19 protein-coding genes are annotated in these 21,712 nt (G+C 65.6%); 13 read left to right on the top strand and 6 right to left on the bottom strand.

Annotated elements, in window-relative coordinates; translation table 11 throughout:
- Positions 1-57 precede the first annotated feature (57 nt).
- From putA to HB634_RS16120, 4 genes are all read left to right on the top strand, one after another.
- Positions 58-3,210 carry a bifunctional proline dehydrogenase/L-glutamate gamma-semialdehyde dehydrogenase PutA gene (putA, locus tag HB634_RS16135; protein WP_213949292.1) on the top strand — a complete coding sequence of 1,051 codons (3,153 nt, stop codon included), beginning with the start codon at positions 58-60 and terminating at the stop codon, positions 3,208-3,210.
- Positions 3,211-3,332: 122 nt separating this feature from the next.
- Positions 3,333-4,283 carry a 2OG-Fe(II) oxygenase gene (locus tag HB634_RS16130; protein ID WP_063572625.1) on the top strand — a complete coding sequence of 317 codons (951 nt, stop codon included), beginning with the start codon at positions 3,333-3,335 and terminating at the stop codon, positions 4,281-4,283.
- A 105-nt stretch (positions 4,284-4,388) separates the two neighbouring features.
- Complete coding sequence (locus tag HB634_RS16125) at positions 4,389-5,021, top strand: hypothetical protein (protein ID WP_213949290.1); 633 nt, start codon at positions 4,389-4,391, stop codon at positions 5,019-5,021.
- A gap of 144 nt (positions 5,022-5,165) precedes the next feature.
- Positions 5,166-5,690, top strand: a complete 525-nt coding sequence (locus HB634_RS16120; RefSeq protein WP_063572623.1) for a hypothetical protein — start codon at positions 5,166-5,168, stop codon at positions 5,688-5,690.
- Between the two features lie 51 nt (positions 5,691-5,741).
- On the opposite strand, the gene dcp is transcribed toward HB634_RS16120, so the two are convergent.
- The 3 genes from dcp to bioD all read right to left on the bottom strand — a co-directional run bounded on the left by dcp (position 5,742) and on the right by bioD (position 9,073).
- A complete protein-coding gene (gene dcp, locus HB634_RS16115; RefSeq protein ID WP_213949288.1) occupies positions 5,742-7,937 on the bottom strand; it encodes a peptidyl-dipeptidase Dcp in 2,196 nt (731 codons plus the stop codon).
- Positions 7,938-8,029: 92 nt separating this feature from the next.
- Positions 8,030-8,365 carry a hypothetical protein gene (locus HB634_RS16110; RefSeq protein ID WP_213949286.1) on the bottom strand — a complete coding sequence of 112 codons (336 nt, stop codon included), beginning with the start codon at positions 8,363-8,365 and terminating at the stop codon, positions 8,030-8,032.
- Positions 8,366-8,401: 36 nt separating this feature from the next.
- Positions 8,402-9,073 (bottom strand): dethiobiotin synthase, encoded by a 672-nt coding sequence (gene bioD, locus HB634_RS16105; protein WP_213949284.1) that lies wholly within the window; start codon positions 9,071-9,073, stop codon positions 8,402-8,404.
- 75 nt (positions 9,074-9,148) lie between these two features.
- On the opposite strand from bioD, the gene HB634_RS16100 reads away from it, so the two are divergent.
- Positions 9,149-9,637 carry a GAF domain-containing protein gene (locus tag HB634_RS16100; RefSeq protein WP_213949282.1) on the top strand — a complete coding sequence of 163 codons (489 nt, stop codon included), beginning with the start codon at positions 9,149-9,151 and terminating at the stop codon, positions 9,635-9,637.
- Positions 9,638-9,667: 30 nt separating this feature from the next.
- Here the strand turns inward: HB634_RS16100 and yihA are convergent, their stop codons facing one another.
- A complete protein-coding gene (gene yihA, locus HB634_RS16095) occupies positions 9,668-10,315 on the bottom strand; it encodes a ribosome biogenesis GTP-binding protein YihA/YsxC (RefSeq protein WP_213949414.1) in 648 nt (215 codons plus the stop codon).
- A 172-nt stretch (positions 10,316-10,487) separates the two neighbouring features.
- On the opposite strand from yihA, the gene HB634_RS16090 reads away from it, so the two are divergent.
- The 5 genes from HB634_RS16090 (at position 10,488) to HB634_RS16070 (ending at position 14,240) form a co-directional block, all read left to right on the top strand.
- Complete coding sequence (locus tag HB634_RS16090) at positions 10,488-11,300, top strand: c-type cytochrome (RefSeq protein WP_255548638.1); 813 nt, start codon at positions 10,488-10,490, stop codon at positions 11,298-11,300.
- 74 nt (positions 11,301-11,374) lie between these two features.
- Entirely contained in the window at positions 11,375-12,262 is an 888-nt protein-coding gene (locus HB634_RS16085) for a thiol:disulfide interchange protein DsbA/DsbL (protein WP_213949281.1), read from the top strand.
- Positions 12,263-12,292: 30 nt separating this feature from the next.
- Positions 12,293-12,949, top strand: a complete 657-nt coding sequence (locus HB634_RS16080; RefSeq protein ID WP_063573254.1) for a thiol:disulfide interchange protein DsbA/DsbL — start codon at positions 12,293-12,295, stop codon at positions 12,947-12,949.
- A gap of 89 nt (positions 12,950-13,038) precedes the next feature.
- Complete coding sequence (locus tag HB634_RS16075) at positions 13,039-13,851, top strand: endonuclease/exonuclease/phosphatase family protein (RefSeq protein WP_063573255.1); 813 nt, start codon at positions 13,039-13,041, stop codon at positions 13,849-13,851.
- Positions 13,852-13,859: 8 nt separating this feature from the next.
- The gene (locus HB634_RS16070; protein ID WP_213949280.1) at positions 13,860-14,240 is read left to right on the top strand and encodes a hypothetical protein; all 381 of its coding nucleotides are present in this window, start codon (positions 13,860-13,862) and stop codon (positions 14,238-14,240) included.
- Between the two features lie 4 nt (positions 14,241-14,244).
- On the opposite strand, the gene HB634_RS16065 is transcribed toward HB634_RS16070, so the two are convergent.
- Positions 14,245-15,879 carry a glycosyl hydrolase family 17 protein gene (locus tag HB634_RS16065; protein WP_213949279.1) on the bottom strand — a complete coding sequence of 545 codons (1,635 nt, stop codon included), beginning with the start codon at positions 15,877-15,879 and terminating at the stop codon, positions 14,245-14,247.
- A 127-nt stretch (positions 15,880-16,006) separates the two neighbouring features.
- On the opposite strand from HB634_RS16065, the gene HB634_RS16060 reads away from it, so the two are divergent.
- Genes HB634_RS16060 through HB634_RS16050 form a run of 3 tightly spaced genes read left to right on the top strand, consistent with a single transcriptional unit; the run spans position 16,007 to position 20,356 of the window.
- Positions 16,007-18,124 (top strand): transglycosylase SLT domain-containing protein, encoded by a 2,118-nt coding sequence (locus HB634_RS16060; protein ID WP_213949278.1) that lies wholly within the window; start codon positions 16,007-16,009, stop codon positions 18,122-18,124.
- A gap of 40 nt (positions 18,125-18,164) precedes the next feature.
- Positions 18,165-19,106, top strand: a complete 942-nt coding sequence (locus HB634_RS16055; protein ID WP_063571461.1) for a complex I NDUFA9 subunit family protein — start codon at positions 18,165-18,167, stop codon at positions 19,104-19,106.
- 8 nt (positions 19,107-19,114) lie between these two features.
- Positions 19,115-20,356, top strand: coding sequence for a multifunctional CCA addition/repair protein (locus HB634_RS16050; protein WP_213949277.1), 1,242 nt, complete (start codon positions 19,115-19,117; stop codon positions 20,354-20,356).
- Between the two features lie 143 nt (positions 20,357-20,499).
- Here HB634_RS16050 and HB634_RS16045 read toward each other — a convergent pair whose 3' ends face one another.
- Positions 20,500-21,693, bottom strand: coding sequence for an SAM-dependent methyltransferase (locus tag HB634_RS16045; protein ID WP_213949275.1), 1,194 nt, complete (start codon positions 21,691-21,693; stop codon positions 20,500-20,502).
- Positions 21,694-21,712: the final 19 nt, after the last annotated feature.

The following is a 21,712-nucleotide window of genomic DNA, read 5'->3' as shown; positions in this document are numbered from 1 at the left end:
ACACCCAGGGCCCCGCTCCCCTACAATGGGCGGTCTCCTCACGCACCCCACTCCCCCGTGAACCCATCGATCCTCCTCCCCGAACTCCCGACTGGCGCCGAGCCGGCGCGCGCGCGTATCACGGCCGCCTGGCTGCGCGACGAAACCGAGGCCGTCAACGACCTGCTGGTCCAGGCCACCCTGCCGCCCACCGAGCGCGAACACGTCATCGACGTCGCTGCCGGCCTGGTCACGCGCGTCCGCGCGCGAGCCAAGGACCAGAGCGCGGTCGAGTCCTTCATGCGCCAGTACGACCTCTCCTCCGAGGAAGGCGTCCTGCTGATGTGCGTAGCCGAGGCCCTGCTTCGCATTCCGGACAAGGCGACGGCGGACAAGCTCATCCGCGACAAGCTCGGTGAGGCCGACTGGAAGAAGCACCTGGGCCAGAGTGAGTCGCTGTTCGTCAACGCGTCCACCTGGGGCCTGATGCTCACCGGCCACCTGGTGAACCTCGCCGAAGAGACCCGCCACGACTTCACCTCCGCGCTGCGCCGCCTGGTCGGTCGCGCAGGCGAGCCCGTCGTGCGCCTGGCCGTGCGCCAGGCCATGCGCATCATGGGCCACCAGTTCGTCATGGGCCGCACCATCAAGGAAGCGCTGGACCGTTCCGCCGAGAAGGAACACGCGGTCTACCGTTACTCGTACGACATGCTCGGCGAGTCGGCGCTCACCCAGGAAACCGCCGAGCGCTACCAGCAGGACTACCGTGACGCGATCAACGCGCTCGGTGCCCGCGGCCCGTTCAAGAGCAATCTCGAAGCCCCGTCGATCTCGGTGAAGCTCTCGGCGCTGCATCCGCGCTACGAAGTGGCCAACCGCGCCCGCGCGCGCATCGAGCTCGGCGCCAAGCTGCTCGAGCTGTCGCAGCTGGCCTACAAGAACGGCATCGCGCTCTCGGTCGACGCCGAAGAGACCGATCGCCTCGAGCTCTCGCTGGACATCATCGGCGATGTCTTCGAGCACGCGTCGCTGGAGGGCTGGAACGGTCTCGGCATCGTGATCCAGGCGTACCAGAAGCGCGCGCCCTTCGTCATCGACTGGGTCACCGAGAAGGCCCGCGCCACCGGCCGTCGCTGGTTCGTGCGACTGGTCAAGGGCGCCTACTGGGACGCCGAGATCAAGCGCTCGCAGGAAAATGGCCTGACCGGCTACCCGGTGTATACGCGCAAGCCGAACACCGACGTTTCCTACCTCGCCTGCGCACGCCGCCTGTTCGCCGCCGGCGGCGACGCGGTGTACCCGCAGTTCGCCACGCACAACGCGCATACGATCGCCGCGATCAACCACCTGGCGCAGGGCCGTCCGTACGAAAACCAGCGCCTGCACGGCATGGGCGCGGACCTCTATGCCGAAGTGATCGGCAAGGACAAGCTCAACGTACCGTGCCGTGTCTATGCGCCGGTCGGTACGCATGAAGACCTCCTGCCCTATCTCGTGCGCCGCCTGCTCGAGAACGGCGCCAACACCAGCTTCGTCAACCGCGTGGTCGACGAGAGCGTACCGGTGCGCGACCTCGTCGCCGACCCGTGCGAGACGGTGCGCGCCTTCGCCTCCATTCCCCATCCCCGCATCCCCCTGCCGGTCAATCTGTACGGTGAACTTCGGAAGAATTCCATGGGCATGAACTTCGCTAACGACAACGAGCTCCACGAGCTCGCCGACGCCGTCAACCGCCACAGTGGTCCGTGGACCGCCGCCCCGCTGGTCGCCGGTGGCGCCACGGGTGGCACGAAGGTCGAGGTGACCGATCCGTCGGATCGTCGCCGCATCGTCGGCACGGTCGAGAACACGGACCCGGCACTGGTCGATCGTGCCCTGACCGCCGCGGTGAAGGCCCAGCCCGCGTGGGACCGCCTGCCGGCTGCCAGCCGCGCTGCGATCCTCGAGCACGCCGCCGAACAGCTCGAGCACAACCGCGCCGAGTTCATCGCGCTGTGCGTGCGCGAAGCTGGCAAGAGCCTGCCCGACGCCATCGCGGAAATCCGCGAAGCCGCGGACTTCCTCCGCTACTACGCCACCATGGCGCGCCGCCTGTTCGGTCAGCCCGAGCAGCTGCCCGGCCCCACCGGCGAGAGCAACCAGCTGTTCCTCAACGGCCGCGGCGTCTTCGTCTGCATCAGCCCCTGGAACTTCCCGCTGGCGATCTTCCTCGGCCAGGTCGCCGCGGCGCTCGCCGCCGGTAATGCCGTCATCGCCAAGCCGGCCGAGCAGACCGCACTGATCGGCTATGCCGCGGTGAAGCTGCTGCACGCCGCGGGCGTACCGACCGACATTCTGCAGTACATGCCGGGCGACGGTGCCACCGTCGGTGCCGCGCTCACGCGTGACCCGCGCGTGGCCGGCGTGGCCTTCACCGGCTCGACCGACACCGCCTGGGCGATCAACCGTGCCCTGGCCGCGCGTAACGCGCCCATCGCCGCGCTGATCGCCGAGACCGGCGGCCAGAACGCGATGATCGCCGACTCGTCGGCGCTGCCCGAACAGATCGTCAAGGATGTGATCGCTTCGGCCTTCCAATCCGCAGGCCAGCGTTGCTCGGCGGCACGCGTGCTGTTCGTGCAGGAAGATATCGCCGACAAGGTCACCGCGATGCTCGCCGGCGCCATGGCCGAGCTGAAGATCGGCGATCCCGGCCTGCTCTCGACCGACGTCGGCCCGGTGATCGATAACGACGCACTGCAGATCCTCGTCGACCATGCTGCACGCATGGACAAGGAAGCGAAGAAGATCGGCGAAGTGCCGCTCAACGACGCCACCGCGAACGGTACGTTCTTCGGGCCGCGTGCTTACGAGATCCCGTCGCTCGACGTGCTCACCCGCGAAGTGTTCGGCCCCGTGCTGCACGTGATCCGCTGGAAGGGCTCGGAGTTGGACAAGGTGGTCGAGCAAATCAACGCCACTGGCTTCGGTCTCACGCTCGGCATCCACAGCCGCATCGACGACACCATCGATTACATCCAGAGCCGCGCGCGTGTGGGCAACTGCTACGTCAACCGCAATCAGATCGGTGCGGTGGTCGGCGTGCAGCCGTTCGGCGGTGAAGGCCTCTCCGGCACCGGTCCGAAGGCCGGCGGCCCGCACTACCTGCTCCGCTTCGCCGGTGAGCGCACGCTCACGATCAACACCACGGCGGCGGGTGGCAATGCGTCGCTGTTGACGATCGGCGAGTAAAACCCGTTTCGCATGATCCGGGCCGCGCTCCGCAAGAAGCGCGGCCTTTTTTTCGCAAGAGTTTCTCGCTCGGAAAGTTCTTGCACTAGAATCCCGAGAGCATCCAGGGCAGGAACTCATCAGTGGACCACGAAGCCATCATCGATACCGCGGCGCTGGGCCTGGCCGAACGACACGCGGAGGCGTTCGCCACTGCCCAGCCCTTCCGCCATGTCGTCATCGACGGGTTCCTCGACACCGCCTTCCTTGCCGAGCTGGTGCGTGAGTTCCCCGCCTTCGAGCGCGGCAACTTCATCGGTGACGACGGCCGTCCGGGTGGTAAATCCACCGTGGACGCCATGCCGCAGCTCGGGCCTGCTTACCGGCGGCTCGACGAAATCATTCAGACACCGGCGTTCCTGACTTACCTCGGCCGTGTCACCGGTATCGAGGGCTTGTTGTACGACCCGTTCTACCTGGGCGGTGGTACGCACGAGAATCGCGACGGGCAACCACTCAGCCCGCACATCGATTTCAATTTCCACCCCAGCGAGCGATGGCACCGACGACTGAATCTCATCGTGTACCTGAATCCCGAGTGGGACGACGCGTGGGGCGGGCTGCTCGATCTTTACAAGGACCCGTATGCCGACCCACAGCCAGCGGTGCGCGTCGCACCGTTGTTGAATCGCTGCGTGATCTTCGAGACCACCGAGACCAGCTGGCACGGCTTCGACCGGATCGCCTTCCCCGCCGACCGCCCTGGGCTTTCGCGCAAGTCCATCGCGCTGTACTTCTACACGAAGGACCGGCTGGCGGAAGAAACCGCGCCCCGTCACACGACCCATTACGTCAACCGGCAGCTCCCCGACCATCTGGCACCGGGTTACACACTGACCGAAGCCGATGTGTTCGCACTGCGCGAGATGATTGCGTCGCGGGACAACCTCTCCAAGATGCTTTATGCGGAGAACAGCCAGCTCCTCCAGGCGCAGGACAAGGGGTTCGGCGGACAGGTGCTCTATCTCATGAAGCGCCTCTACATGCGGTACCGCCGCCGCACGGCACAGGTTCGCAACGCCGCCGACGGCTGACACCTATAACGAAAGTTATATTGCGGACGGGTCCATTTTGATGCCTGCTTAGCGAACATCGCGCCGACCGGAACTCGGCGCCCATCCATCCTGGAGGGCCGCGACATGATGTTGCAGATGTCCGCTACACCTGCGTCACCCGCAATCCGAGCCGAACCCGCACCGACGCCCGTGCCAGGGAAGTCGTCGGGCCCCAGACCGTCGTGGAACAACAAGCAACTGCAAGCGTTCATGACGAGCGAGCAAGAAGGGTATAAGCGACCCGAACTGGGCGCGCTCGCGCCATGCAAATGGGACGAGTCTTTCGAGAATGCTCCCCCCGGCACGGTAAAGGCCGGCTCCATGCTGCAGTTGAACAACACGATGATCGTGGCCGTCAGCGATGTCATCATCGAGGAGACGGACAAGGGCAGCGTGGTGGTGACAGGTACGCGCGGCAGGAACAACGAGTGTCGCTTGATCTTTCGCCGTGCCTATGGCCACGTGCGCTGTGACATACGCATCCCCAACGGGGCCGCGGAGTCGCGCATCACGTACCTCAGATCGCCCAGTGCGAAAGCACCAGGGCTTGCCGAACTCCACTCGTTCAATATCTGCCAGCCCTTGCAGAGGATGCATGGTGACGCCGGGGGATTTTCGATGAACCTGGATTACCACGCCGATCCGCTCAACGAAGTGCAGGGGATCCTTTGGCGCGGTGGTTTGTTGCAGATCTCGCGGATCAGTCTTACGCCTTAGCGAGATCGCGAACAGAGCCGCCTTTCCGGCACGGGCGGCGTGACGGCGATCCTTTCGCCGAGAAGGAGTGCCGGTAAAAGAGCTGGCCAGGAGCATCGCGAATTCGCCATGCGCGGCCAGGATTCATCAGACAAGGAGCAAGTCATGGGATTTCCCAAATTTTCCAACAAAGGTCGCGACACGGGTCGGCAGATCCGTACACAGGCACGAAGCACGATCATCGACTTCAATAGTCTGTCCCCCGGCGAATGGGCCGAAGGGTCGGTGCATGCGGACCTGGCGCCAGGGGTTACGGCATACGTGCTGCCCGAGGGCCCGTTTGCGGTGCTGAGAGTGGGCACGGACAAACCTTATGTCTCTGGCATCGCGCTCGGCAACACCTCCGTATACGCGGCAGGACTGGCACTCGTGTTCGACAAACCCTACCGCCAGGTCAAGTTCGGAGCCCATTGGGGCCATCCGCATCAGGAGATGCCGAACTTCTTGTATTCGCCCGAGAAAATTGCCGATCCGGAGTACCACGACAACTGGAAGGACGGCGTCAGTCCACCTATCCAGCACCCCGGTCAGTCAGTCGGTATCGTGCCCGATGAGGACGAGAAGATCTGGGGCATCATTCTCTGGGTCTTCGATGGCGAATTGATCGACAACTTCGAACTCATTCTCTGACGTTGGCGTTACCAGACGGGGGACACTCAAGTGTCCCCGTCTTCCATGCCATTACTTCAACCCACGATCCTTAAGCATCGGCTCGATGCTCGGCTCCTTGCCGCGGAAGTCGCGATAGAGCTTGCCGAGTTCCTCGGTATTGCCGCGCGAGAGGATCTTGTCGCGGAAGATCTGCCCGTTCTCGCGGGTCAGGCCACCGTGCTCCTTGAACCACTCGAAGGCGTCGGAATCGAGCATCTGCGTCCACAGGTAAGCGTAGTAACCCGCGGCGTAGCCGTTGCCCCAGATGTGCTGGAAGTAGCTGGAGCGGTAACGCGGCGGCACCTGCGCGAGGGTGAAGCCGGCCTTCTTGAGCGCGTTCGCCTCGAAGGCATCGACATCCTGCTTCGGCGCACCCGGGGCAATCATGTGCCATTGCATGTCGAGCAGGGCTGCCGAGATGAGTTCGCTCATCGCATAGCCCTGGTTGAAGCTGCTCGCCTTCTTGATCTTGGCAACGAGTTCGTCCGGCATGGCCGCGCCGGTCTGGTAGTGCTTGGCGTAGTTGGCGAAGACCTTCGGGTCCGACGCCCACTGCTCGTTGAACTGCGACGGGAACTCGACGAAGTCGCGGGCGGTGTTCGCGCCGGACAACGACGCGTACTGCGTGTTGGCGAACATGCCGTGCAGCGCGTGACCGAACTCGTGGAACATGGTGGTGACATCGTCGAACGAGAGCAACGCGGGCTGGCCAGCCGCCGGCTTGGTGAAGTTAGCGACGTTGTAGACCACCGGCTTGGTACCGAACAGCTTCGACTGGTCGACGAAGTTGCTCATCCACGCGCCGCCGTTCTTGTTGTCACGCTTGAAGTAGTCGCAATAGAACAGCGCCATGGAGGTGCCGTCCTTGTCGAACACTTCGAATACGCGCACATCCGCCTGATACACCGGGATGTCCTTGCGCTCCTTGAAGGTCAGCCCGTAGAGCTGGTTGGCCGCGTAGAACACACCGTTCTGCAGCACGTTGTCCAGCTCGAAGTACGGCTTGATCTGCGCTTCGTCAAGGTCGTACTTCGCCTTGCGGACCTTCTCCGCATAATGATCCCAGTCCCATGCCTGGACCTGGAAACCGCCCTTGTCCTGGTCGATCACCTGCTGGATGTCCCTGGACTCCGCGGTCGCGCGGGCGACGGCGGCCGGCACGAGACGCTCCATGAACTTCTCGGCAGCCGCCGGCGTCTTCGCCATCTGGTCGTCGAGTTTCCAGGCGGCGTAGTTCGGGAAGCCGAGCAGCTTCGCGCGGTCGGCGCGGACCTGGGCGATACGGGTGATGATCTCGCGCGTGTCGTTGGCGTCGCCGTGCTCGGCGCGCTCCCACGATGCCTTGAACAGCTTCTCGCGCGTGTCGCGGTCGTTCATGCCCTGCAGGGCCGGCTGCTGCGTGGTGTTCTGCAGCGTGACAACATATTTGCCGTCGAGCTTGCGGTCCTTCGCAGCGGCCGTCGCGGCTTCGATATCCGCGTCCGACATGCCGTCGAGCGCCTTCTTGTCGTCGACCACCAGCGCACCGGCCTTGGTCGCGGCGAGCAACACGTTGGTGAACTTGGTGCTGAGGGTGGACTCTTCCTTGTTTAGGTCCTTCAGCTTGGTCTTGTCGGCCTCGGACAGCTTGGCTCCGGCGTGCACGAAATCGTCGTAGGTCACCTGAAGCAGGCGGCCGGATTCCGGGTCGAGCTTCAGTGACGCCCGCTTCTCGTACAGGGCCTCGACCCGCTTGAAGAGCTTGTCATTGAGATAAATCGCGTCGCTATGAGCGGCGAGCTTCGGCGACTCGTCTTCGTCGACCTTCTGGAGGGTGTCGTTCGTGTTGGCACCCGTGAGTGCGCTGAACACGTTCTGGGCGCGCTTGAGCAGGACGCCCGACTTTTCCAGGGCGACGATGGTGTTGTCGAAGCTCGGTGCGTCTGCCGAATTCGCAATGGCCTCGACCTCGGCCAGCTGCTGCTTCATGCCTTCTTCGATCGCCGGCTGGAAGTCGGCATCCACGATCTTGTCGAAGGGCGGTGCCTGGAACGGCAGCTCGCTCTGGGTCAACAACGGATTGACGTGCGCCGCCGGCGTGGCGGCAACCGCCGCCGTGGTCGCGGCCGACGCAGGCGCGGAGCCTGCCGGCGCCGGTGCGACAGCCTTGTCGGCGTCGTTCGACGAGGAGCAGGCAGCGGTAAGGGCGATCGAGGTGGCGATCACGAGGCTACGGACCTTCAGCATGGGCAACGAATCCCTGACGTGGGCAAAGCGGCCACTCTAGCGGCGCGAGGCTGTCAAGGACAACGGCCATCGGTCAGGGGCCTGGTCAGGGGTCAGCGGGTGTCGCGCAGCTCCCAACTCGAACCGATCAGCAGGTTCAGGCGATGCTTGACGATGCGCATGGGCAGGTTCGTCGTCAACTGCACGTCCGTACGGTCGTTCGACAGCTCGCCCTTCGCTGAGGCGCTTCCGTCCGTGACGCCGAGGCCCGGATCGACCTCGTCCGGCTCGGGTTGCTTGGCGCGCCAGCGCTGGAAAAGGCTGTCGCTGCGCATGGCGTCGGCGATGTCGGCGGCCAGTTTTTCCGGGCCGATGCCCTCGAAGGAAAGCTCGGGGTCGGGGCCCTTGGCCTTGCTCATGTCTTTTACGGAGAGGAAATAGGTCGTCATGGGAATCTAGTTATTCCGGGGCGCGTGAATTTGCCGTCAGCCGAGCGCGTCGAGGTCGAGCAAAAGCGCCGCTTCGCGCGGTGCCACGCGATGCGGAAGCACGCCCAGGCACGGCGCAGGCAGCAGATCGCGCAATGTCGCGATGTTCTCCTCGCGCAGCGGCATGTCCGATTCGATGACGTTGGCGATCCAGCCCGCGAGCCGGCAGCCATCCGCCACGATGGCCCTCGCGGTGAGGCGTGCGTGACTGATGCAGCCCAGGCGAATGCCGACCACGAGGATGACAGGCAGGTTCCAGCGGCGCGGGATGTCTTCGGTCGACATGCCTTCACCCAGCGGAACCATCCAGCCACCCACCCCTTCGACGATCACCCGGTCGTAGTCGCGGGCGAGCGCCTCGAAACCCGCGTCGAGCGGCGGCCACACGATCGGTTGCCCCGCACGCGCGGCGGCCAGGTGCGGCGCGACCGCCTCCTCGAGCGCGATGGGATTGACCCGATCGTACGGCGGCGCCGGTGAGCTCGCCGCCTGCAGGTCGAGCGCGTCCTGGTTACGCAGGCCCTCCGGGTGCCGGGCGGATCCGCTGGCGATCGGCTTCATGCCGGCCACGCGTTCACCTGTCTCGCGAAAGGCGTAGACGAGGGTCTGCGCGCCGTGGGTCTTGCCGATGCCGGTGTCGGTACCGGCCACGAAGAAGTGTCGTGACATGAGGCCTGGAGCCTTGCGGGGGCGGGGACGTGGCACCATACACGGTCCCAGATACCGAATTCACCGGATAACGTCATGTTCGAAGCCAAGGCCATCGCCACCGACGACAAAGCCACGCTGTACGCGGAGCTGGTCCAGCAAGCCCGGGGCCTGCTCGCCGGCGAACCGGACATGATCGCCAACGCGGCGAACTTCTCGGCCCTGGTGTTCGACGCCGTACCGGACATCAACTGGGCGGGCTTCTATCTTTTCGACGGCAAGGAACTGGTGGTCGGTCCGTTCCAGGGCAAGCCGGCGTGCATCCGCATCGCGATCGGCCGCGGCGTCTGCGGCACCGCCGCGCAGACGCGCGAAACCCAGCTGATCCGGGACGTCCACGAGTTCGCCGGCCACATCGCCTGCGACGCAGCGTCCAATTCGGAGATCGTGGTGCCGCTGGTCAAGGCCGACGGCAGCCTGCTTGGCGTGTGGGATGTGGACAGCCCGTCCGTCGCCCGCTTCGACGACGAAGACCGCAAGGGCATGGAAGCGCTTTGCCGTGTCTTCATGGCGACCCTGGCCTGAGCCAGGGCGTTCAAGCCGATGAGGGGCGGGTCAGAGCTCGTGCGGTCGCGGTGTTGCCAGTAGCTCCATGACCCGTGCACGGGCCTCTTCGACGCCGGTCTTGGTGGCGCTCGAGGAAAACACCTGCGCCGTACCCGGCACGTTGGTGTCGCGGAAATGCTTGCGCATGGCATCCAGCGCTTTCTGGGCCTGGCTGCGCGAGATCTTGTCGGCCTTGGTCAGCAGCACATGGCAGGGCAGCTGGGTGTCGGCGCAGAACTGAAGCATCGTGGCATCGAATTCCTTCAGCTCATGGCGGATATCCACGATAAGCACGATGCCACGCAAGCTGCGGCGCATCTTCAGATAGGCATCGATCTCGCCGCGCCAATGCTTGCGCATGGCCTCGGGCACTTTTGCGTAGCCGTAGCCGGGCAGGTCGACCAGCCGGCTGTCGAGCGGCTCGGCCCCTTCCACTTTCAACCGCGGCAGGTCGAACACCACCATCAGCTGCGTGCGCCCCGGCGTCTTGGAGGTGCGCGCCAGCGCGTTGTGGCCGGTCAGCGCGTTCAACGCGCTGGACTTGCCGGCGTTGGAGCGCCCGGCGAAGGCCACCTCGGCACCCTGATCGAAGGGCAGCTGGACGATTTCGTGGGCGGCCAGTACGAAGGTGGCGCCGTTCAGCGGATTGGAAGACATGAGGGGATAGCCCGCCGGGCGGGAAAAACGATGGTCGGGCAGTGTATGCGATACCGCGCCCCGTCGCGCGCTGATGCGGTTTGACCCGGCTCTCCCGAGCCCCTCATAATCTTTTGGTTGCGGCGCGTGGGGAAGCGCGCCCGATCCAGAAGCATCCCCCTTGGAGAGACTTATGAAGTTTCGGCACGCCGCCGCTGCCATCACCGCGATGCTCGTCATGAACGTAGCCGCGGCCCAGACCGCAGCACCCGCCAAACCGGCCGCCGCGCCGGCGCCGGCGACCACCGCGGCGAAGCCAGGGGCGAATCCGGCGACCGATCCGGCGACGCCGGGCATGCCGACGAACGAAACGGCCACGGTCGCGCCCGGCGCTCCCGGCGGCGACGCGACGGCCGCGGTCAAGCCAGGCGATGCCGCCACCGGCCAGGGCAAGGCCGCCGCTTGCGGTGCCTGCCACGGGCTGGACGGCAACTCTACCGATGCCCAGTACCCGCGCCTCGCGGGGCAGAGCGAGCAGTACATCGTTCGCCAGCTCACGGACTTCAAGGCAGGCAAGCGCCAGAACCCGATCATGATGGGCATGGCCGCGCCGCTCACGCCGCAGGACATGCACGACATCGGCGCGTATTTCGCCAAGCAGAAGCCGCTGCCCGGCGTCGCCGACAAGGCCCTGGTCGATCAGGGCCAGACGCTTTATCGCGAAGGCGATACCGCGCGAGGCATTCCCGCCTGCATGGCCTGCCATGGTCCGGATGGCCGCGGCAATCCGGGCGCCATGTACCCGCAGCTGACCAGTCAGCACGCGAAGTACATCGAAGCCACGCTGAAGTCCTGGCACGACGGTACCGCCTGGGGCGACGATGCCCACGCCAAGATCATGCCCTCGATCGCACAGAAACTGGACGAGAAAGACATCGCTGCGCTGGCCAGCTATATCGAAGGCCTGCACACAAACGAAGCGGCGGACGCACCCGCGACACGCTGATGGCGTTAAAGTTGGAAGATCGAACGGGCCCCTTCGGGCCCGTTCTCGTTTAGAAGGTTAGAAAAGGAATCCCGATGCGACTGCGCCTTCCCTTGCTCTGCGCCGCCCTGATCGGTCTGGCGGCCTGCGGCTCCGGTAACAACGATACCGCTGCACCCACCACGACTTCCCCCGCAGCTGCCGCCACGACGCCGACTCCCCCCGCGTCGGCACCGACGCCCGCAACGGCTTCGACGGCCGCGCCCGCCGCTTCCGGCAGCACCGCCGGCGTAGCCGCCCCCGCCGCCGCCCCGACGGCGGACGCCGACGACGCCAACCGTCCCGCCCCCAAGCCCTTCGTCGATGACGGCAAATGGGTCGAAGGCAAGAACTACTTCCGTATCGATCCCGCCCAGCCGACCAGCACGCCGGGCAAGATCGAAGTCACCGAGGTGTTCTCGTACGGCTGCCCGTTCTGCTACCAGTTCAACGGCCTCGTCGAGCAGATGGCCAAGGACCTGCCCCGTGGCGCGGTCATGACCTATACCCCGGCCTCCTTCCGCCCCGACGAGAACTGGCCGCTGATGCAGCGCGCCTTCCTCACCGCCCAGGCGCTCGGCATCGAGAAGCAGAGCCACGACGCCATGTTCGACGCGGTGAACAAGAGCGGCGAGCTGGGCATCCTGGACAGCACCTCCAACCGGCGCAAGCCCGAGTCCGCGTGGCCGACCATCGACGATGTCGCGAAGTTCTACGCGAAGTACGGCGTGAAGCCGGAGGAGTTCGTCGCCACGGCCAAGTCCTTCACCATCACTACGAAGATGAAGCGCGCGGATGAACTCGTGCGGGCTTACGAGGTCGATGGGACGCCGGCGATCATCGTCAACGGCAAGTACCGCCTGTCGCCTACCAGCGCCGGTGGCTATCCGCAGGCCGTCGAGCTCACCCAGTGGCTCGTCAGCAAGGAAGCCGCGGGTAAGTAACCGCGTTCTCGACCTCTCCCGGAGATTTTCATGTTCAAGCGCCTCTCGTTCCTGTTCGTCGGCCTGACCCTGGCCACCGCCTGCTCGGCGGGTGGTGCCAATCCGGCCGCCGCCGGGGCCGCGCCCAGCTTTACCGACGATCAGTACGCCACCATCGCCGCGCCGGTGCGCCTCGATCCGAAGGACGGCAAGGTCGAAGTCGTCGAAGTGTTCTCGTACGGCTGCATCCATTGCTCGCACTACGAACCGAAGGTCGAAGAACTGCAGAAGACATTGCCGAAGGGTGTGGTCTTCCATGCCATCCCGGCGGCTTTCAACGATGCATGGCTGCCGTATGCGCAGTCGTTCTACGCCGCACAGAAGCTGGGCGTGTTGCCCAAGACGCACGCCGCGCTGTTCCACGCCATTCACGACGAGCACTATCCGCTGCGCACGCTGGACGAGCTCGCGGACTGGTATGCCGCGAATGCCGGCGTCGACAAGGCCAAGTTCCTTGCCATCGCCGACAGCAAGGAAACGCATGACCGCATCATCGCCGATACCAAGCTGATCCAGGCCTGGGGCGTGGACGGCACACCGTCGATCATCGTCAATGGCAAGTACCGTCCCGCACAGTTCAAGGACTTCGACGAACTCAACGCCATGACCCTGTTCCTGGTCAACAAGGAACTCAAGGGCGGCAAGTAAGTCACTGAGCCGATGCCGATGCCCCCCGTTCACACGGCGGGGGGCATCCTCGGCAGTCACGGCCCGACGTGGTAACCATCGCGAAACCCATGACCCGCTCCTCGCCGAATCCGTCCTCCGCTCCCGAGCGCACCCTGCGCCTGCTGAGCTGCAACATCCTCGCCGGCGCCAGCGTCCAGCGTTACAGCGACTACGTCACGCGTAGCGTCAACGCCGTGCTACCCGGCCGATCGAAGCTGGCCAATCTCGATTCGCTGGCCGAGCTTCTCCATGAATTCGACGTGGTCGGCCTGCAGGAAGCCGACGCGGGGAGCCTCCGTTCCGGCTTCCTCAACCAGACCCGTTACATCGCCGAAGCGGCGGGCATGCCGTTCTGGAGCCACCAGCCGAACCGGCCAATGGCCCGCGTCGCCCACTCGGCGAACGGCCTGCTCAGCCGCATCGAACCGGCCGAAGTCATCGATTACCCATTGCCCGGCCGAATCAAGGGCCGTGGTGCGCTGTTCGTAAGATTTGGCGAGGGCCCGGATGCGCTGGTGATGGTCGTGGCCCATCTTTCACTCGGCGCGCAGGCACGCATGGGCCAGCTCGCCTTCATCGCCGAATTGCTTGCGCCTTATCCGCACGCGGTGCTGATGGGCGATCTCAATACCGAGCCGAACAGTCCCGAGATGCGCGTGCTCTTCGACAAGACGGCGCTGCAGATGCCGACCGTCAACACACTCACGTTTCCCAGCTGGAAGCCGCGCCGCGCGCTCGACCATATCCTGACCTCGGCGGACATCAAGCTCGAACGCACGTGGACATTACCCCGTGCCTTCTCCGATCATCTGCCTCTTGCCGCCGAAATCCGCCTGCCCCTCGCTCTTGCCGAGGCAGCCGGCGCATCCCGACCGAGGTAACACGCGCCATGAAACCCAGCCTTCGCGCCGCCCTGCCCTGGGCCATCATCGTTCTGGTCGCCGCCGGCGCGGCGTGGCTTCGCTATGGCTTCATCGAGCCCTCGGACATGGCGCACGCCTGCGACAGCGCTGAGGGCCCGTGGTGGTGCGCGACGCGTACCCTCGTCGTGCAGGGCTTCCTTAGTTATGGCTACGGCTATGCGGCGGTGCTCATGGCACTCGTCGCCTTATTCTGGCGCAATACGGCCGCAGCCGTGCTCGCCGCGAGTTTCGGCGTGATCGCACTGCAGCTCTACTGTTACGAGGGCGGCGCACTGGCGCTGCTGATCGGCGCACTGCGACTGGTGCGCGTGCAGTACGACCGTCAGCAGGTTACCGCCGAAGCCTGACGGGCTAGTCGCGCCGCGCCCGGTACCAGGCCATCAATACGGGCAAGGCCAGGGCCAGGTTGAGCAGCATCCAGCCCCAGGACACGGCGTTCGCGCCGAGTTCCTGTACCACCACCGCGATACCGAGACCGGCAATCCAGATGCCCAGCAGTCGTTCTTCGACCAGCGGCATGAGGATGTCCTCTCGCGTGCGCAGGACCGCAAGCAGCAGGAACCCCACGCACGGCAAGGCGAACAGGCCGATCGGGAAATCGCGATAGCGACCGTTGAACACCATCAGGATGCCGTAGAGCGCCAGTACGAACATCCAGAAAAACCGTTGCGGGGTAAACGCGTCAGACCAGACGATGCCCAGGCGACGGCGTTCGACAGGACGTGGCGCGATCGCGGCGGGGTTCACCGGCGAGGCCAGACGTGATGCCACGGCGCGGGACAACGACAGCGCGGTCAGCAGCGCCAGAACGCCGACGATCACACCCGTCGCCCATTCCACGTTGTTGCGAGCGGAGAAAAGAAGAAGGCGTGCGTGGGCCGCCAGCGCCGTGCCGGTGGCGAAACCGGCGAGAACCAGAGCGAGCCAGCCCGATGCGCCATGCCAGCGGCGCCGCACCGCGCCCACGACGAGAAACAGCAGCGCGCCGACACCACCAGCGCCGATGGCCCAGGTCCAGCGGGGCTCTTCGACGATCGGACCCTGCATCGCGAACTTGGGTTTGGCATCGGCATCGAAGATGCCCCAGTAACCACCGACGGTGCCCTCGAGGTCACGCTTCCACGGCTGGTCGAAGGCCTCGATGACGTTGTAGGGCATGTCGACGGTGGCGGCGTAGTTGAGGAACTCGCGCATGTAGCGCGCCTCGTTGACCAGACTCGCGCTCGCGTCGCGGCGCGTGCGCCCCTGACTCGGCCAGCCGGTCTCGCCGATCATGATCGACTTGCCAGGAAACTCCTTTTTCATGGCCTGGTACACATCGGCGACGTGATGCACGGCGTCGGCCGGTGCTACGGGTTCGTCTTCCCAATACGGCAGGATGTGGATCGTGATGTAGTCGGTGTCCTTCGCCAGTTCCGGGTGTTTTTTCCAGAACTCCCAGACATCGGCATAGGTCACCGGGACGTCGGTCGCCGCATTCACGCGTGCGATGTAGGCGCCGAGGGCTTTCGGCGACAACTCGCCTCGCAGCAGCACTTCGTTGCCGACGACGATGCCGCGCAGCGTGTCGTGATCGCGACGCGCCGCATCCAGCGCGAGTTTGATCTGCTGTTCGTTCGCGACCGGATCGCGACCCAGCCACACACCCATCAACACCTTCATGCCGTAGCGCCCCGCAAGGTCCGGCACCGCTTCCAGACCCTGGTTCATCGCGTACGTGCGCACGCAGTCGAAGCGCGTGGACAGGGCCTTGAGGTCCTCCTCAACGCGTTCGCGCGAGACGAAGGCATGGGGGTCCATCGGGTTCTCGCCCTTCAGCCGGAAGGGCGCATACGAGACGCAGGCGATCCTCGCCGTGGGCGAATCCGGCAGCGGAATCGGGCGGCCGAGCGTCCACCAGTAGCCTGCACCAAAGAGCGCGGCGGCGATGAGGGCGATCCATGCGAGGGGGCGCGCGAGGCGCGCGTAGGGCGTGATGGGCGGCATCCCGCTAGCTTAACGGGCCCAAGGCGTCAGGGCGATTCCAGACGGATGCCTTCGTTCATCCGACCTGCGCACCGCCTTCCCCTACAATCAGGCAGTACATCCCCCGTATCCCGTAAAGGAAGACCCGATGGCACTCGCCCCGGCAGCACGACGCGTCGATCGCTCCCTCCGCCTGCTGGGCGGACTCGCCCTCGCCGTCTGCGGGCTCGCCGTCAGCCTGTCCGCCTTGGCCAGTGGCACCGACGCCGAGCGCGCCCGCTTCCGGCAGGCCTATGCCGTCGCCCAACAAGGGGGTGATGCCTGGCGCTCGCAAGCGACGGGCCTGGAGGGCTATGTGCTCTTTCCTTATCTGGAAGCGGCATCGCTGGAACACGACCTGCGCACCCTCGACCGTGCCCCGGTAGATGCTTACCTGGCGCGCTACCCCGGGATGATTCCCGCCGCCGACCTGCGCAAGGATTTTCTCAGTGAACTGGCACGTCGCAAGGACTGGACGACCTTCAGTGCCATGTATCAGGCGGGCCTTGGTGATGCGCTGACCTGTTTTTCCTTGCAGGCGAAGCTATCGCGTGGCGAGCCACTCGTCTTCGAACGCGATCTTGCCGACCTGTGGAAGAAGGCCAGCCTGCCGAATGCCTGCGATCCGGTCTTGTCGGCCGCCCACGACCAGGGACTGCTGACGCCCGAGCGTGTGTGGACGCGCATCCAGATTGCCGCGGATGCCGGCAAGGGCGGCACCGTTGCCGCGCTGGCGCCATGGCTGCCCGCTGACGACACGATCGCGGCCCAACGCATCGCCCAGGCCCTCAACGATCCGACCACTGCGCTAAGCGACGCCGCGAACTGGCCCGATACGCCGCGTCATCGGCAGGCCGTCACGCTCGCCTTGCAGCGCATGGCGCGCAAACAGTCCACCGTCGCCGATAGCGCGTGGAACTCGCTGTCCTCGCACTTCACGCTGAGCGAGCAACAACGCGGCGCGATCGAGAATGCACTGGCGCTGTTCCATGCCACGGACTTCGACGAATCCGCACTGGACCGACTGGCCGCCCTACCGCCTGGCGCACAGACCGACGCCACGCGCGAATGGCGCGTGCGGGTGGCGCTTGCACGGCAGGACTGGACCGCGGCGCTCGCCGCGCTGGATGCGCTGGGCGAATCCCAGAAGGACGACGGTGAATGGCGTTACTTCCGCGCCCTGGTCCTCAGCAAGCTCGGTCGTCAGGGTGAAGCCAAAGCGCTGTACCAATCGGTGTCCCAGGAAGCGACCTACTTCGGCTTTCTCGCCGCCGACCGTATCGACACCGCGTATGCCATCTGTCCCGCCACCATGGCGACCGACGAGCGTCGCGAGGCGGCGCTGCTGGCCGAACCGGGTCTCGACCGCGCCTTCGAGCTTTACGCCGTGGGCCTGCAGAAGCAGGGTCGGCGCGAATGGACGGCCGCCCTCGCCGGCCGCGACGCCGACACCCAGCGTCTCGCCGCCGACCTCGCCTTCCGCAAGGGCTGGTACGACCGCGGTGTCTTCGGCTTGTCGTCCGGCGATGCCCTGCGCCTCTACGAACAGCGTTTTCCGCTCGCCCGACAGGACGGCGTGGTCGAGCAGGCCAGCCAGGCGGGTATCGAGGCGCCCTGGGCTTACGCGATCATCCGCGCTGAAAGCGCATGGATGACGGATGCGCGCTCGGGCGCGGATGCCCGCGGCCTGATGCAGCTGCTTCCGGGAACGGCCTCCCTCGTGGCCAAACGGAACGGGCTTTCGTGGTCCGGCGGCGACAGCCTTTACGATCCGAGTACCAACATCGTGCTCGGCACGCGCTACCTCTCGCAGATGGCGGCGCGTTATAACGGCGCCCCCTGGCTGGCCAGCGCGGCGTATAACGCAGGCCCGAACAAGGTCGACCAGTGGCTCACTGCACGCGGCACACTGGATCCCGACCTGTTCGTCGTGAGCATTCCCTACAAGGAAACGCGCGAATACGTCGCTCGCGTGATGGCCTTCGCAGTGATCTACGACTGGCGTCTGACGGGCAATGCGTTGCCGATCAGCTCGCGGATGACCCGGATCGGCGCGGCTTATTCGCTGCCTTCTTCCGGCGCCCTGCGCAAACCGGTCTCGTGCCCCGCACCTGCCGCCGCCGTGGCACGACGTGGGCTGGACACCGCTCCCGCGGCGCCCGCCGTCATGCAGCCGGCGCCGGCTGCGGCGTCTTCGGCACCTGCCTCACCGGACGCCCAGCCATGACCTGCTTGGCGCCAGCCCCTTGCGGGCATAGGCTGGCTCCATGAAAACCCAACGGATCGTCATACTCGGGGGCACCGGCTTCGTCGGCGGCGCCCTCATTCCGCGCCTTGCCGCGGACGGCCATGAACTGATCCTGCTCTCGCGCAACCGGCAAGGCCGCCGTCATAGCGTCGTCGGGCGCAACGTCACGGTGGCCAGCGCGGATGTCTACGACCCTGCCACCCTGCGCCGTCACATCGCCGGGGCCGACGCTGTCATCAACCTCGTCGGCATCCTGAATGAGAGCGGCCGCAACACGTTCGAACGTGCGCATGTAGGACTGACACGCCTGCTGGTGGAGGCCTGCCGCGACACCGGCGTGCACCGCTTCCACCAGATGAGTTCGCTCAAGGCAGGTCAGGGGCTCTCGTCCTACCTGCGTACGCGAGGCGAAGCCGAAGCGTTGGTGAAGGCCTCCACCCTCGACTGGACCATCTATCAGCCGAGCACCATCTTCGGACCGAACGACGGCCTGGTCTCGCGCTTCGACAAGCTCCTGGCGTTCGTCCCGGCGATGCCGCTGCCCCGCCCCAACGCAAAGATCGCGCCTGTCTACGTGGGCGATGTGGTCGAGGCCATGGCGCGGGCCGTCGCCGATCCGACGATCTCGGTGTTGCGCACGTTCGAACTTTACGGCCGCGAAACCTGGTCGCTGATCGACGTGGTGCGCGCTATTCGCGACGCGCGCGGTCGTCGTCGCTGGATCATTCCCATGCCCGATGCGGTGGGCCGGCTGCAGGCGCAGTTCGCCCAGTTCGTGCCGGGCAAGCCTTTCACGCCGGATAACTTCCGCACGCTGCGCACCGACTCGGTCGGCAAGGTCGACGGGCTCGCCCAGCTCGGCATCGTGCCGCAGTCGTTTTCCGCGTGGCTGCCTCGCCTTCTCGGCCAACCCATTCGCCAGCGTCGGCTGGACGAAGCACGCGCGCGACGCCGCCCCTGAAGCCTCCCATGGACATCTATCTCGTTGGCGGCGCCGTCCGCGATCACTTGTTGGGCCGCCCGGTGGTCGATCGCGACTGGGTCGTCGTCGGTGCTACGCCCGAAGACATGCTATCCGCCGGTTACAAGGCCGTGGGGAAGGATTTCCCCGTCTTCCTTCACGGCGATACCAAAGAGGAATATGCGCTTGCCCGCACCGAGCGAAAGACCGGGCGCGGCTACCACGGCTTTGCATTCCATGCCGACCCGGGCGTCACCGTGGAGCAGGATCTCGAACGTCGCGATCTGACGATCAATGCGATCGCCCAGCACGAGGACGGAAGCCTGGTCGATCCCTTCGGCGGCGTCGCCGATATCGCCTCGCGTACGCTGCGCCACGTGTCGCAGGCGTTCGTTGAGGACCCGGTGCGCTTGCTTCGCGTGGCTCGTTTCGCGGCCCGTTATGCGCCGCTGGGTTTTCGCGTCGCCGATGAAACCATGGCGTTGATGCGACGCATGGTCGACGACGGCGAGATCGACCATCTGGTGCCGGAGCGGGTCTGGGCGGAAACGCGCAAGGCGCTGAGCGAACCTGCGCCGTCCGTCTTCCTGCAGGTGCTCCGCGAGAGCGGCGCGCTACGCGTGCTGTTTCCGGAAGTGGATGCGCTCTACGGCGTGCCGCAGCGACCGGAGTTTCATCCGGAAGTGGACACCGGCATTCACATCGAACTGGTGCTCGACGCCGCCGCGCGGCTCGCGCCCGGCGACGCGCTGGTGGGCTGGTGTGCGCTCACCCACGACCTGGGCAAGGCCTTGACGCCGCCGGATGTGCTGCCAAGGCACATCATGCACGAGCAGCGCGGTGTCGAACCCGTGCGGGCGATCTCGGCGCGATTGAAAGTGCCGGTGGAATACGCGTCGATGGCCGAACTGGTCTGCAAGCACCATCTCAACGCGCATATGGCGTTCGAGCTCAAGCCCTCGACCATCCTGCGTCTGCTCGATGCCGTCGGTTCGCTAAGGCGGCCGGAGCGTCTGGAAACGTTTCTTCTTGCCTGCATGGCCGACAAGCAAGGGCGGCTGGGTAGCGAAGAGGCGCCCTATCCGCAGGCGAATTTTCTACGGGCCTGCCGCATGGCCGCCGCCGCGATTACCTCGCAGCCGTTCGTCGAGAAGGGGCTGCAAGGTCCCGCCATCGGCGAGGCCATGAAAAAAGCCCAGGCCCACGCGATCGCATCCGTCCCGAAGCCCGCCGCCACCCCGCTCCTGTAGGAGCCGATTCATCGGCGAATGGGTGCTTGCCAAACCCTGGCCCGCTGCCGCGGGATCGCCGATGAATCGGCTCCTACACAAACTGGCCCGCTGCCGCGGGATCGCCGATGAATCGGCTCCTACAACAGCGGGGTCCGCAGGGATTAGAGGCGGGAGCCCTGGTCGGCGGCGAGGATGCCTTCGGGCAAGGCCGAGGCCTCGATATCCTTCGCAAATAACATCACCTGAAACCGCTCGCCCATCTGTTCGGGCAAGGTCAGCTTCTTCACTTCCTGGGCGAGCTTGTAGCGCGCGGCTTCATCGGTGAGCATCAGGTAATCGTTCTCGAAGAACTCCTGCATGCCCGCGGCTATCAGGAACGGGGCCTGCGGCATGTACGCGGCGACACCGAAGCCGGCGTTATTGCCTGCTTCGGCAAGACCGGTGAAGTCGACCGAGGCCGTGAGGTCCTGCAGACCGGGTAAATAGAACGCGTCGTCGTGCATGCGATGGCGATAGAACGCGCGCAGCGTGCCGTCCGTGCGCTCCGGCAGGTAGAACTCGCCACGCGTGTAACCGTAGTCGGCGAACAGCATCGCGCCACGGCGAAGCGAGCCTGCCACGGCCTGCATCCAGTAAGGCAACTGCGGGAGGATCTCCGTGCGATAACCGTTCTCGAAGTCCCGACCGAGATCGCGCTCAACATGGCGGACGGCGCCACTGACCAGTGCATCGGCCGGCCGGTCCGTCCGATGGAAGCGCCCGTCGCCGTCGAGGACCACGTATTCTTCATAGACCTCGCCATCACGAACCGTAAAGCGCGTGGTCGGCAACGCATCGATGACTTCGTTGGCGAAGAGCACACCGTCCCAGTCCTGCTCCGGTGGCCCATCGAGCCATACCGCGCGCGCAAACAACGCCGCCGGCAAGGCGGCATGCAACCGCTCGCGCTGTCGTTCGCGCAGGTCGGCGCTGGGTTCGAGGATCATGAAACGACGCGGCAACCGACCCGCGGCGTCGAGCGCCAGCAAGGCGGCTTCCGCGAAGGCGCCACTACCGCCGCCCAGCTCGAGGAAATCGGCGTCGGGACCCAGGGAGGCGAGGACAGGCTCGAAGGCGCGGACCACGCAACGGGCGAAGAGCGTGCCGATTTCCGGAGCGGTGACGAAGTCGCCGTCCGCGCCAAACTTGGCCTTGCCCGCGCTGTAATAGCCCAGGCCCGGCGTGTACAGGCAGCGCTCCATGAAACGCGAAAAAGCCATCGGGCCGTGGGAGGCGATCTCCTCGCGCAGGAGGGCGGCGAGATGATCGGAGTGGGCGCGCTCGTCGGCGCCGGGTTCGGGAAGCTTGGCGTTCATGCCATCAGGATAACGGATG

It is taken from the genome of Luteibacter sp. dw_328 (assembly GCF_018449605.1).
Taxonomy (GTDB): Bacteria; Pseudomonadota; Gammaproteobacteria; order Xanthomonadales; family Rhodanobacteraceae; genus Luteibacter.
The sequence above is the reverse complement of the archived record's forward strand: the minus strand, read 5'-3'. Positions and strand labels throughout refer to the sequence as shown.